This is a genomic window from Dyella sp. PARNA 12/25, from assembly GCF_055702865.1.
In genome coordinates this window covers 195,439-208,331 of the sequence record NZ_JBVQCI010000005.1, presented here as the reverse complement: position 1 = coordinate 208,331, position 12,893 = coordinate 195,439, and the positions used below count along the sequence as shown (strand labels likewise).

Below are 12,893 nucleotides of genomic sequence, written 5' to 3'. Positions count from 1 at the left end.
TGACCCACAACCTTCCGCTGCTGTTACGCCTTCGAGGGGAGGACACCATGTCACATCGCAAAACTCTGCTAGCCGCCAGCATCATCGCCGGCTTGTGCTTCTCCATGTCGCTGCAAGCGCAGGATGCCCAGCAGACGAACCCGAGCAGCACCGGCAATACACAGTCGACCAGTCAGCAGCAGCCCAGTCAGCAGCAGGCCAATCCGCAACAGGCCAAGCAGCTCGAGGCAGTGACGGTGGTCGGTATTCGCGCCAGCTTGCAGCAGTCGCTGGAAACCAAGCGCAATGCCGACGCCATTGTCGACGCCATCACCGCCGAAGATATCGGCAAGTTCCCCGCCACTAACGTGGCTGAAGCACTGGCGCAGGTGCCGGGCGTGACGCTCGATCGCCTGTTTGGTGCTACGCAGCGCGTGAGCATCAACGGCATCGACCCCAGCCTCAACCTGGCCTTCCTGGACGGCCATCCGGTGGCGCAGGCCATGTGGCTTTACGGCGACAGCCCGAACCGCGGCTTCAACTACTCGTTGCTGCCGCCGGAAATCCTCGGCTCGCTGGAAATCTTCAAGAGCCCTGAGGCGCGCCTGCCCGAAGGCAGCCTGGGTGGCACGGTGAACATGCACACCATCCAGCCGCTCGACGTGCCGTCCAACACGCTCAGCGGTTCGGTGGGCGTGAACTACAACGAGATGGTTGACAAGAGCCGGCCCAACGCCTCGGTGTTCTATGCATGGCACAACGCCGACAAGACCTTCGGCGTCGGCGTGTCGCTGCAGCACTACGAACAGATCTCCGACCGCCAGGGCCAGGAAATCTTCAGCTATACGCCGGTCGCCAACATTGCGGCAGTCAACCCTGCCATTGCGGCACAGGTAGCGGCGGGCCAGCTCAAGCCCTATGACCAGATGCCAAGCGAACTCAACGTTGCCAACTTCCAGCAGACCGAGAAGCGCAGCAGTGCGCTGATCAACCTGGAATACCGTCCGACCGATCGCTTCGAGACTACGCTCAGCCTGATGTACATGGTCGACCGGCTGAACAACCTCAACGTGTCGCTGTATCCCATCCCGTCCTTCAATTTTGCCGGCATTTCGCAGCTCGCCTCGAACGGCAATGGCCTCGTGACGTCAGGTACCCAGGTGGGCACACCGTGCTTCAGCACGACCACCTGCAGCAGTACCGCGCAGAGCTTCATGGATAACGACGCGCGCAAGTCGTTTATACGCACCAGGGGCGCAGACTGGCGCGGTACCTACAAGGGTGACGGCTGGCGCGTGTTCGGCCAGGTGGGCATCAGCACCTCGTACAACGACATCAGTCAGGCATTCAAGGAACTGTTCTACGGCGGTGGCTTCAACTGGAACATCAACAAAGGCTTCAACTACACCAACCAGGTGACTGCCAACGATCCGAACTACTGGGCTGACAACGACTTCGGCGGCAACATCGGCTACAAGCCGTACAAAGCGCGCGATTCGTATGGCCAGTTCGACTTCACCAAGGACTTCGATGGCGTTCTCGGCGGCTTCCTCAACAATGTGCAGCTGGGTGCCCGTTGGGCAACGCACTGGGAAAGCCAGTCGCTGATGATCTACAACGAAGGTGTGCCGAACAGGACGCTCCCGGAAATCGGCTTCGGCGGCCTCACCAACCTCAAGGGCGCTTCTGACATTGGCTTGACCGGCAGCTCGGTGCGCCACGTGCAGACTCAGGGCTTCAATGCCATCTACGCCGCCGTGCTCGATGGAAACACGCTGATCGCCAACGACCCGGTCGACTACTGGGACAACACCTTCAACGTGAAGCAGGAGAACACCGCCGCCTACGGTCAGTTGAACTTCGGCAATGACACGGTGCACGGCAACCTCGGCGTGCGCTGGGTGCAGACCAAGATCAATTCGTGGGGCTACAACGTACCGAGCACCTGCTCTACGTGGGCTTGCGTGTTCCCGCCGGGCTTCGGTTACGTGGGCTCCAGCAGCACCAACGACAACTGGCTGCCCGCGGGCAACATCGCCTGGAACGTCACACCCGACATCATCCTGCGCGCTGCTGGCTCGGAAACCATCGCGTATGCCCCGTACAACCAGTACGCCCCGTTCTTCGAAGCCAACGACACCGTGCTCACCGCTACGGCCGGTAATCCGAACCTCAAGCCGTATCGTTCGGTCAACGGTGATCTGTCGGCAGAGTGGTACTTCAACCCCGAGTCGGTGATTGCCATCTCCGGCTTCTACAAGAATGTGCTGAACTACATCGTCAACGAGGCCACCATCCAGGGTCGTGAGAACGGCTCCTGGTCGCAGTTGATCCAGGGTCCCACCGGCCAGATGCTGGTCAACAACGGCTCCTGTACGCTCGCGGGATTCTGCCAATACAGCGTGTCAGCGCCGGTCAATGGTGGTCGCGCCAAGGTGAAGGGCGCCGCCATCAGCTATCAGCAAGCCTTCGGTGATACCGGCTTCGGCTTGCGTGCCAACTACACCTACTCCGACTCCAGCACGCGCAATGGTGGTCCGCTGCCGTACAACTCGAAGAACTCGTACACGCTTGCACCGTACTTCGAGCGCGGCCCATACACCGCCAGCATCTCGTACAACTACCGCAGCAAGTACCTCGCCGGTGGCTACGTGGCCGGTGCACCGAATGCCTACACCGACAGCTTCAAGGAGCTCGACGCATCCGCAGGCTACAAGTTCAGCGACCACTTCTCGCTGACCTTCGACATGCTGAACATGCTCAACTCGACCTACAAGCAGTTCTACGGTTCCAGCATGACCCAGCTTGCGAACGAGTACAAAAGCGGCCGCGAGTATCTGCTGCAGGCACACTTCAAGCTCTGATTAGTTTGCAACACCTCCCCGCTATGGGCCTGGCGTTTTGCCAGGCCCTTTTTTTAAGTACGGAGCGCGTGACTCCGCTCAATCCAGTGTGCCAGCGCCGAGCCGGTCGTCGATGTGTCGGGTGGCGGCAACCTTCAGGGCAATGGAGAGGCCGCGTACAACGTCTTCCTGCGCCATGCTGGGCGCATTGGGAAAACGCGCCGCCTGTGATGGCAGATAGGGGATGTGGATGAAACCCGCACGAGCGCCGTGTTGCTGCGCTGCCAGATGCAGCATGAGATAGGCGACGTGATTGCACACATAGGTGCCGGCGGTATTGGAGATCTCGGCGGGTATGCCTTCGGCGTGTAGCTCCGCGAGCATGGCCTTGATCGGCAGGGTGCTGAAGTAGGCGGCTGGTCCCTTGACGATGATCGGCTCGTCGATGGGCTGTGCCCCATCGTTGTCTGGAATGCGCGCGTCCTGCACGTTGATGGCGACGCGTTCAATGGATAGCCGACTGCGGCCACCCGCCTGACCCACACCGATAAGGATGGCGGGGCGAATGTCTTGTACCGCTTGCTCGAGTGTCTTGCGGGAATCCTCGAATGCCGTCGACAACAGCTGCGCTATTACGTGATGGCCGGCGATGTGCGTGTCGTGCAGCTGGCGCACCGCTTCCCACGAAGGATTGATGTCTTCGTTACCGAACGGGGTGAAGCCGGTCAATAAAATGCGGGGTGGTTTGCTCATGACAGGAATCTCTACACTTGGGCCGCGCTCAGAATGGCCATGTATCCAGGGGCCAGTTGATGTCCTCAAAGCCTTTATCTTTGCCTCATCGTCATCCCCGCGAGGCGCTTTTCAACAGCCGAAGGCTGGTCAAGCGGGGATCCAGCGCCTTCAAGCTCTGAGACAAGTCGAAAGGCGCTAGATTCCCGCTTGACCAGCCTTCGGCTGTTGAAAAGCGCCTCGCGGGAATGACGGTGAGGAGCGATGCGCGTGCGCTACTGGGCACAAGCGTCGGACGAATAGGCTCAACGAAAAACCAACAGCCACATCATGGTAAATGTGGCCAGAAAGATCCCAACCGCACTCCAGAACTGCGCTCGGATAACGCCATACGGGTTACGCAGTTCCAACAAGGCAGCCGGAACCAGGTTGTAGTCGGCAGCCATGGGCGTGACCAGTGTGCCGCAATAGCCACAAAGCATGCCCATGGAGCCGAGAATGGCAGGATTCGCGCCGTACTGATGCACCAGCAGCGGCAGGCCGATGCCCGCCATCATCACCGGGAAGGCGGCAAAGGCATTGCCCATGATCACGGTGAACAACACCATGCCCAGCGCAAACACCAGCAGGCAGGCGAAGGCGCTGCCTTCCGGCAGTATGGCGGTGGCCAGGGCAGCGACCGCCGCGCCCACACCACTGGACGTAAACACTTGGCCGAGTGCCGCCAGCAATAACGGCAGCAGAGCCGCCCAGCCGATGGCATCGAGCAAGCGCTGGCCTTCAACCAGGCCCTGACGCAGCGGTGCGCGTGCCACGCGCGCCGCGACCAGCCAGGCCACCACGCAGGCCAGTGCCAGGCCGGTCAGGGTCATTTGCGCGGATGCAAAAACGGGGTGGCCGGCGATCGAGAGGTGAGCGCCGAACAGTGCGACGAACAAGGTCACCAGTGGTATCAGCAATGCGGGAATAAACAGCTTGTGGCCCAAACGTATCGCCGAGGCGATGCGTTCACCGATGTTGACGCTTTCGTGGTGTGCGTGACGACGCAGCTTCGGCGCGAGCACGGCCAGCGCGATCACCATGCAGCCGGCGATCTGTGCCGGCAGCGCGTTACCCGCTTGCTGTTGCGCCAGCACGTAGTCACCACCGCCAAACAACAGGCCCAGCAGCAGCCAGAAGGCGGCACGCCAACTCTGTCCCTCGCGCAGGTTGAGCCAGGCGGTGTAAAGCAGAAAAGCAGCAATCAGCCAATACGCGTATTCAATGCGAAGCATGCTCAGCGTGCCTCGCCGCTGTTCAGCAGTGCCGCGCGACGTTGCAGTCGGCGCTGGTAGAGCCAGATGCGTACCGATTGGATCGCGAAGGCCGCAATCGCCGTCGGCAACGCCCACAGTGCAATCGATAATGGCGTCAGATCGATGCCGTGCTGCGCATAGAAGCCCTGAATCAGCAGCACCGCGCCCAATGCGATAAAGACGTCTTCGCCAAAGAAGCGGCCGACGTTGTCCGTAGCCGCCGCCACTGCACGCAGTTCGTCGCGATCATCATCGGTCAGCGTGGGAAGAATCTTTTCCGCCGCAGCCTCGCCCATCGGCGCCAGCAAAGGGCGCACGGTTTGCGCGGCACCCGCTACGCCGGTCAGGCCCAGCATGGCAAGCAGCTCGCGCACCAGCAGATAACCGATCAGCAGTCGCGCGAGGGTCAACCCTCGCAATCGGGCCATCCATCGTTGCGCGTGCTCACGCAAGCCGGCGTGTTCCAGTAGCCCGATGGCGGGCAGGGTCAGTACGAACAACAACAGCATGCGTGCTGAGACAAAACTTTTGCCGAGCAGGGCGAGCAGGTCGGTTACCGGCAGGTGCGCCAGCAAGCCGCTGATCAGGGCGGCGCTGACCACCACGGGTACGGCGTTGAGGCGCAGGGCAAAGCCGATCACAATCGCCGCGACGCCCAGCAACGGCCAATAGTTCATGCGGTGTGCCCTGTGCTTTGCGGTGCGGCAATGACGATATCGGCGGCTTGCAGTGCCGCGCGCAGCTGGCGCGCAAAGGCAACGGCATGCGCACCATCGCCGTGCACACAAAGCGTGTCTGCCTGCAGCGCAACGATGGAGCCGTCTACCGCGCGCACCTGGCCTTCGCGAACCATGGCCATGGCCTGCGCAATGGCTTCATCGCCCTCGGTGATGACGGCATCGGCTTCGCGGCGTGGTTGCAACGAGCCGTCGGCGCGATAGCGGCGATCGGCAAAGGCCTCGGCGGCAACGGGCAGGCCAGCCGCCAGGCCCGCGTCGATAAGGGCCGAGCCGGCCAGGCCGAACAGTCGCAGGTTGGGATCGAAATCGCGCGTGGCACTGGCGATGGCGTCGGCCAGGCGGCTGTCGCGCGCGGCCATGTTGTACAGCGCGCCATGGGGTTTCACATGGCGCAGCGGTGCACCGGCTGCCTGTGCAAACGCATGCAGCGCGCCGATCTGGTACAGCGTCATGGCATAGGCTTCGTTGGGCGTCACCGCCAGCTCGCGGCGGCCAAAGCCCTGCAGATCCGGCAGCGATACATGCGCGCCGATGGCCACGCCATGCTGTACGGCCAGCGCTACGGTGTGGCGCATGATGTCCGGGTCGCCCGCATGAAAGCCGCAGGCAATGTTGGCCGAACTGACCACGGCGAGCAGTGCATCGTCGTTGCCCATGCGCCATGCGCCAAAGGATTCGCCAAGGTCGCTGTTGATGTCGATAGTTTTCATGCTGAAAATAGTGAAGAGAAGTGAGTAGTGAGAGAACACCCCGCTTGTCTCTTACTTCCCACTCCCCTTAACTCACCCCTCGCTCAAGCCGTTGTTCGATATGACGGAGTGTCCGATGCAATCGTTGCTGGCGGCGGGCCAGTCGTTGCAGTGACTCGTCCAGCGTGGTTTCCCTGAAGCATACGGTATCGCCCGGGCGACGCTGTGCCAGGCGTGGCAGGTCCACGGCCGCCAGTTGGCCGATGCGGGGATAGCCGCCGGTGACCGGCGCTTCCGCCAGCAGCAGGATCGGTTGCCCTGACGGTGGCAGTTGCAGGGTGCCGGGCAGGGTGGCCTCTGAAATTAGCTCCAGAGGATGCTGCAGGTTCAGTGGCGCGTGCTCGAGACGACTGGCGGTGCGGTTGCTGTCTTTGCTGATGACGTAGGGTGTGTGGAATACCGCGTGTTGCGAGGCCGCATCGAGCGCATCGAAATGATGGCCACGCATCATGGCGAGAGGTGCGTTGTGATAGCCCAGCCATGGCTGTGGGTCGAGTCCCCATGAAAGTATCTGCGCAGCGCCGGTAGGGCGCAGCCATGGGCAAGGATCGCTGGCGCCAATGGCCAGGTGATCCTGTGCCTGCAACGCGCGGCCATGGAAAGCGCCGATGCGTGCGTGCAAGTCGGTGCTGCGGCTGCCGAGCACGACGGGCGTGTCGAACCCCCCGCGCACCGCGAGGTAGCTGCGGCAGCCGTGTCGCATGCCGCCCAAATGCAACACGGCGCCAGCAGGGAGAGCGCAGCGGGTCCATGCGGGTATGGGTTGATGGTCCACGCGCGCTTCGACATGGGCGCCGGTGAGTGCGATCACCGCGTCCTGCTCAAAACGCAGTGTGGGGCCCAGCAAGGTGAACTCTAGCGCGGCCTCGTCGCCGGTGTTGCCGACCAGCGCGTTGCCCAATCGCCAGGCGGGCCAGTCCATGGCGCCTGCGCGGCCGACGCCGAGCGCTGCGTAGCCGGTGCGGCCACCGTCTTGCACGCTGGAGAGCAGGCCGGGCTTGATGACGAGCACGCTCATGCACGCGCCTCCATCAGCTTTTCATACTCATCTCGTCCAATGGCATGAAAGCGCACCCGGTCACCCGGCTGCAGTAGTGACGGTGATGCGTCATGCAAGTCGAACAGTTTCGATGGCGTGCGGCCGATCAGTTGCCAGCCACCGGGAAGCGCTTGCGGATAGATGCCCGTCTGGTTGCCGCCAATGGCGACGCTGCCTGCGGGAACACTAAGGCGCGGATCAGCGCGGCGGGGAATGGCGAGTGCGGGGTCAAGACCAAGCAGATAGGGAAATCCCGGTGCAAAACCGAGCATGGCGACGTGATAGGTCGCCGCGCAGTGTCGTGCAATCACCTGATCGGGCGTGAGCCGTGCGTGCGCAGCGACGGCTGACAGATCCGGACCCGCATCGCCGCCGTACCACACGGGGATATCCACCTCGCGCGCAACATCTGCGCAAGCGGGCGCGTTGGCTAGCATCGAAAGCAAGGTGTTGTGCAGGTGCTGCGGTAAAAGCGCTTCGCTATCGCTCTGCTTTCGCGTGCTGTCAAATCGCACGAGTAGGCTAGCGTAGGCAGGCACGCATTCGACATCAGGCATCTGCTCGCGCAGCAACTGTGCGGCCGCATGCACGCGCGCATTGATATCGGGCTCGATGGTGTTGCCAAAGCGCAGCAGCCAGGCATCTTCCGCGAGCGGTTCGATCTCGATCATAGGCGCCATGAATTCAGGCTATGGCGTGAGCGAACACATGCTCGCGTTTGATCAACGGGAATGGTTTGGATTTTCGCATCGTCGGGTGCATCGCTTGCGAGGTGATGTCGTCACTGCGCACAGCGCATCGGTAGTCACTGTAGGTGCGTCGTCCTCGCGCGAAAAGCCTGCGTCATGGCAGGGGTGGCATCGGATGGCCTCTGAGCATGTCGCGATGTTCTGCGATTCCCATCATGAACTGCACGCGCATTCAGCATGCTTTTGCGTGTGTACGCCCCGCCAAGCCCGCGACGAGATGAGTCGGCGTGATGTGAAGTTACGTTGACATTTCGCGTGTCTCTGCGATCTAGCAACGTTGTCAAATATTCGCGTCAAGCATGTCATGGCGGCCATTTTCATGGCCGCTATTCCCCCCATTTCAATGTGCGGCAGGCGCTCTCCTGACCATTCAGGACATCAGTCCGTGGCGCGGCGCGCCACGAAGAACGGAACTCATTAGCGCACAGAATAATAAATAAAAACAGGATGATATCTTGGAGTCATGGGCGCAATCGGCATGAGCGCTCCGGAACAATGCTGTCGTGCCGCACGAGCATAGTGGGGTCGCTTTTGCCGGAATATTGACAACGTTGTCAGTCATTACCAGACTCCGGTCAAAATCAGGTCGCGGTTACAAAAACGTGACGTAAAGGTGACGAGGGGGTCGCAGTGGGCGAAGGGGTCAGGCGCAGTACGCGTGAGTTCTTGGCGCAAGAAGCCATGTTTCTCGCAGCGGACGTCGGAGGAACGCACGCACGCATCGGGCTGGTGAGCCAGCAGCCGGACGGCGCGCGTCCGGTGACCGTGCTGCAGTACCACCGCTACGCCTGCGCCGACTGGCCCAGCCTTACCGCGGTGCTGCAAGACTTCGTCGGTCAGCTCGATCGCACTGTGCACGTGGACCGCTGTGCGGTGGCGAGTGCTGGCTACGTGCTGGGCGACGCCATCGTCAACGACAACCTGCCGTGGCCGGTCTCCATCCGCGACATCCGCGACAGCCTCGGCATCGAACAGCTCGCCGTGGTCAACGACTTTGAAGCCGTGGCCTACGCCACTCAGTTTCTGAGCCAGGCCGATACCACGCCGGTGATCGATACCACCGCACCGCGTGCGGTCGGTCCGGTGCTGGTGATGGGCCCCGGTACCGGTCTGGGTTCCGCCGTGCTGCTGCCCGGCAAACCGCATGCCACCGTGCTCGCCACCGAAGCGGGCCAGATTGCGCTGGCGCCCGGCAACGAACGGGAGATCGAAATCCTGCGTTACCTGGCGCGCGACCGCGCCTATGTCTCGTTCGAACACGCGCTGTCCGGCCCCGGCCTCCTGAACCTTTATCGCGCGATCTGCGCGCTGCGCGGTCAGGCGCCGGTGCTCAACGCGCCCAGTCAGGTCACGCAAGCGGCGCTGGAACGCAGCGACGACGCGGCCATCGAAGCGCTCGAGGTGTTCTGCGGCCTGCTCGGCAGCTTCGTCGGCGATCTAGTGCTGCTGTACGGGGCCCGCGGCGGCGTGTTTCTCGCCGGCGGCATCCTGCCGCAAATCCGCGACGTGCTGCTGACCAGCAGCTTCCGCCAACGCTTCTTCAACAAAGGCGTCATGCGCGCCTTTCTGCAACAGGTTCCCGTACGACTGATGGAACACGGCCAGCACGGCGTGATCGGTGCGGCGGGTTTGTATCTGGACGGACAGCAAGGGGTGACCCCGTCCTGACGCTGCCTCGCGCCCTTGGGCAGGAGGAAGCACGAGGAAGCGTTATCCAAAACGCGAACCACAGGGAGTGCCGCCACGGACTCCGGGCAAGAGAAATACCCAGTACCGAAGTAAGACCGCCGTTGCACTGAACCGGGCGCAAGCCCAACAGACCGCCACGTTGCAGCCGGACGACCCATGACATCCGCTGCAGTAATGCCTTTTGAGGGGAGGAAACCATGTCACACCGCAAAACTCTGCTAGCTGCCAGCATCGTCGCCGGCTTGTGTTTGTCCGGTTCTGTCTACGCCGCTGATAGCGCACCGGCAGCGCAGCCCGCCGCGGCTACTGCCAGCCAGGACACCGCACAGCCTTCGGCCGACAAGACCAAGGCCAAGGAACTCGGCACCGTTACCGTCGTCGGTATCCGCGATTCCGAAGCCGAGTCGCTGAGCATCAAGAAGGCCTCAGACAGTCACATTGAAGTGATCACCGCCGAAGACATCGGCAAGCTGCCGGCCAAGAACGTGGCCGATACGCTGCAGCGTCTGCCCGGCGTCAACATCAGCTCGTCCAGCGCCAGCGAGGGCGGCTTCGACGAAAACGATCGCGTGGCTCTGCGCGGTACCAACCCGAGCATGACCCAGACGCTCATCAACGGTCACACCGTGGGCACTGGCGACTGGTTTGTGCTCAACCAGGTGCAGACCGTGGGCCGCAGCGTCAGCTATTCGCTGCTGCCGGCCGAAGTCGTCAGCGAAGTGACGGTGCACAAGACCTCCGAAGCCAAGCTGCAGGAAGGCGGCAGTGCCGGCACGGTCGACATTTCTACGCGCAAGCCGCTGGAATTCGCCAAGCCGCTCACCATGCAGGGTTCCATCGGTGGCGTTTACTCCGATCTGCCGGGTGACCTGAAGCCGCAGTTCAACGGCCTCTTCAACTGGAAGAACAACGACAACACGTTTGGCGTGTTGGCCCAGGCGTTCTACGAGAAGCGCAGCCTGCAGCGTGACGGTCAGGAAATCGTTGGCGGTTACAGCCAGATCGGCAAGACCGATCCCGTCGCCGTGGCGCACCCGGATCTCGCCGGCGTCTACTACCCGAACCTGATCGGCCAGACCCTGTTCACGCAGACGCGCACGCGCAAGGGCGGCTTGATCGATCTCGAATGGAAGCCGCTCGACAACCTGACGCTGAACCTCAACAGCTTCTACTCTGAGCTCACCGCCGACAACTACAACCGCAACTACATGTTGTGGGCGAGCAAGTTTGTTCCCAGCGGCGTCGGCCTGCAGCCGGGCTATACCGTGTCGGGCAACATGCTCAAGAACGCCACCTTTGCGCCCCCGGGTGCGACGGGCATCTGCGATGCAGGCAATCCCAGCGCCACGCCGCCGGTGGCACCGACCACCTGCGCCAACACGCCCTATGGCGTGTACGACCAGATCTCCCGTCCTGGCGCGTCCTCGTCCACCAAGTACACCACCCTGGATGCCGAGTGGCGCTACAACGACCACCTGACCTTCACCGGCCAGATCGGCACCACGGAAGGCAAGGGCAACAGCAACGCGCAGAACGTGCTCGAACTCGGCTATGGTGCGGGTGCTGGCGCTTCGTGGAACATGAATGGCACCGGCAGGCCGACCAACTGGGCCATCGGCGGTGACAACACCACCCCGTCGGGCATCATGCCCTCCGCCGGCTGGATCTTCGGCGACCAGGACATCCACGTGACCGACAAGGAAAACTTCGGCCAGCTCGACGGCGAACTTGCCTTCGACAGCTCGCCGATCTTCCTCAGCACGCTGGACTTCGGTATCCGCTACGCCGACCACACGCGCGAGAACAAGACCGACATCGGTCAAGGCCCGCAGGGTGACTGGCAGAACCTCGCCAACTACCCGACCAGCTGGTCCAACTATCCGAGCAGCTTCAACAGCAACCTCGGCGTCAACGGCCCGGGCCCCGCCTGGTACTACAGCGAGGGTGACCTGGCGGCATTCAATGCCAAGTTCGCCAACCGCGACCCGGTGACGCGCTTCAACTGGCAGAACATCTACAAGGTCAACGAAAAAGACACGGCTGCCTACGTGCAGGCGAACTTCACGGGCGATCGCTGGAGTGGCAACGTCGGCCTGCGTTACGTCTACACCAAGGAAGCCATCACCTATAACTCGGGTGCGCAGTCGCAGTACTCCACCCAGGGCCCGATCACCGGCTCGGCGTTCGGCCCGTACTACGTCAACAACTACAACCACAGCTACGACAAGGTGCTGCCGAGCTTCAACCTGCGCTACAGCCTTACCGACGACGTGATCGCGCGCTTCTCCGGCTCGCAGACCTTGACCCGTCCGGACTACTCCGCGATGGCTGGTTCGTACTCGCTGGCCGACCTGACCCACACCGGTACCGGTGGTAATCCGCAGCTGAAGCCGCTGGTGTCCACCAACTTTGACGCGGCGCTGGAGTGGTACTTCGCACCGCGCGGCCTGGTGTCGGCTGCCGTCTACAACATGGCGCTGAGTAACTACGTGAACTTTGGTAACCAGAACTTGTTGTTCAAGGATCAGCCGGCCAGCAAGGCTGCCGGTCACGACGTGTTCTCGACCTACCAGGTCAGCGTGCCGACCAACGTCAATGGCAACGTCAAGGGCCTCGAGCTGAACTACATCCAGCCGATCGGCGAAAACTGGGGTGTGCAGACCAACTACACCTACGCCGAAGGTCATGCGGACAATGGCGCACCGTTGCAGGGCACTTCGAAGAACACCTACAACGTGTCGGCGTACTTCGAAAACCAGATGTTCAACGCCAAGATCAGCTACACCTACCGCTCTTCGTTCTTCGACGGCGTGAGCCGCTCCGACACGTACTACCAGGCGGGCGTGGGCAACCTGGCGTTCTCGGCGGGCTACAACGTCACCGACTGGATGTCGCTGCGTTTCGACGCCATGAACCTCAACAATCCCAAGTACCGCTACTACACATCCAACCCGGCCTACGGCAATCAGCTGAACTCGTACTACGTGAACGGCCGGCAGTACTACCTGACCGCGAACTTCAAGTATTGATTTGAGGCTTCCTCCCCGAGAACGGGCCCGGCACACTTGCCGGGCCCGA

9 protein-coding genes are annotated in these 12,893 nt (G+C 62.1%); 3 read left to right on the top strand and 6 right to left on the bottom strand.

The window, feature by feature from the left end; all coding sequences use genetic code 11:
* Nucleotides 1–47 precede the first annotated feature (47 nt).
* Nucleotides 48–2,843: a TonB-dependent receptor gene (locus tag AC0GUR_RS12685; RefSeq protein ID WP_472877845.1), complete on the top strand. Its 2,796-nt coding sequence runs from the start codon at nt 48–50 to the stop codon at nt 2,841–2,843.
* A 78-nt stretch (nt 2,844–2,921) separates the two neighbouring features.
* Here AC0GUR_RS12685 and pcp read toward each other — a convergent pair whose 3' ends face one another.
* From pcp to pxpB, 6 genes are all read right to left on the bottom strand, one after another.
* Nucleotides 2,922–3,575: a pyroglutamyl-peptidase I gene (pcp, locus tag AC0GUR_RS12680; RefSeq protein WP_472877844.1), complete on the bottom strand. Its 654-nt coding sequence runs from the start codon at nt 3,573–3,575 to the stop codon at nt 2,922–2,924.
* 284 nt (nt 3,576–3,859) lie between these two features.
* On the bottom strand, nt 3,860–4,828 hold the full coding sequence (locus tag AC0GUR_RS12675) for a 5-oxoproline transporter, DUF979 family subunit (protein ID WP_472877843.1): 969 nt from the start codon (nt 4,826–4,828) through the stop codon (nt 3,860–3,862).
* A 2-nt stretch (nt 4,829–4,830) separates the two neighbouring features.
* Nucleotides 4,831–5,526, bottom strand: a complete 696-nt coding sequence (locus AC0GUR_RS12670) for a DUF969 domain-containing protein (RefSeq protein ID WP_472877842.1) — start codon at nt 5,524–5,526, stop codon at nt 4,831–4,833.
* Entirely contained in the window at nt 5,523–6,299 is a 777-nt protein-coding gene (locus tag AC0GUR_RS12665) for a LamB/YcsF family protein (protein WP_472877841.1), read from the bottom strand. Before AC0GUR_RS12665 ends, AC0GUR_RS12670 begins: the two co-directional genes overlap by 4 nt.
* A gap of 67 nt (nt 6,300–6,366) precedes the next feature.
* Entirely contained in the window at nt 6,367–7,356 is a 990-nt protein-coding gene (locus AC0GUR_RS12660; RefSeq protein ID WP_472877840.1) for a 5-oxoprolinase subunit C family protein, read from the bottom strand.
* On the bottom strand, nt 7,353–8,048 hold the full coding sequence (gene pxpB, locus AC0GUR_RS12655; protein WP_472877839.1) for a 5-oxoprolinase subunit PxpB: 696 nt from the start codon (nt 8,046–8,048) through the stop codon (nt 7,353–7,355). The genes AC0GUR_RS12660 and pxpB overlap by 4 nt, the downstream gene beginning before the upstream one ends.
* Nucleotides 8,049–8,756: 708 nt before the next feature.
* Between pxpB and glk the strand changes: the two genes are divergently transcribed.
* Together glk and AC0GUR_RS12645 are read left to right on the top strand one after the other, a co-directional pair.
* Nucleotides 8,757–9,794, top strand: coding sequence for a glucokinase (glk, locus tag AC0GUR_RS12650; RefSeq protein WP_472877838.1), 1,038 nt, complete (start codon nt 8,757–8,759; stop codon nt 9,792–9,794).
* Nucleotides 9,795–10,012: 218 nt separating this feature from the next.
* Nucleotides 10,013–12,844, top strand: a complete 2,832-nt coding sequence (locus AC0GUR_RS12645; protein ID WP_472877837.1) for a TonB-dependent receptor — start codon at nt 10,013–10,015, stop codon at nt 12,842–12,844.
* Nucleotides 12,845–12,893: the final 49 nt, after the last annotated feature.

What these genes read in the sequence shown, in the direction of transcription:
- AC0GUR_RS12685 (WP_472877845.1), top strand. Translation starts at nt 48, where the DNA reads ATGTCACATCGCAAAACTCTGCTAGCCGCCAGCATCATCGCCGGCTTG.
- pcp (WP_472877844.1), bottom strand. Translation starts at nt 3,575, where the DNA reads ATGAGCAAACCACCCCGCATTTTATTGACCGGCTTCACCCCGTTCGGT.
- AC0GUR_RS12675 (WP_472877843.1), bottom strand. Translation starts at nt 4,828, where the DNA reads ATGCTTCGCATTGAATACGCGTATTGGCTGATTGCTGCTTTTCTGCTT.
- AC0GUR_RS12670 (WP_472877842.1), bottom strand. Translation starts at nt 5,526, where the DNA reads ATGAACTATTGGCCGTTGCTGGGCGTCGCGGCGATTGTGATCGGCTTT.
- AC0GUR_RS12665 (WP_472877841.1), bottom strand. Translation starts at nt 6,299, where the DNA reads ATGAAAACTATCGACATCAACAGCGACCTTGGCGAATCCTTTGGCGCA.
- AC0GUR_RS12660 (WP_472877840.1), bottom strand. Translation starts at nt 7,356, where the DNA reads ATGAGCGTGCTCGTCATCAAGCCCGGCCTGCTCTCCAGCGTGCAAGAC.
- pxpB (WP_472877839.1), bottom strand. Translation starts at nt 8,048, where the DNA reads ATGATCGAGATCGAACCGCTCGCGGAAGATGCCTGGCTGCTGCGCTTT.
- AC0GUR_RS12645 (WP_472877837.1), top strand. Translation starts at nt 10,013, where the DNA reads ATGTCACACCGCAAAACTCTGCTAGCTGCCAGCATCGTCGCCGGCTTG.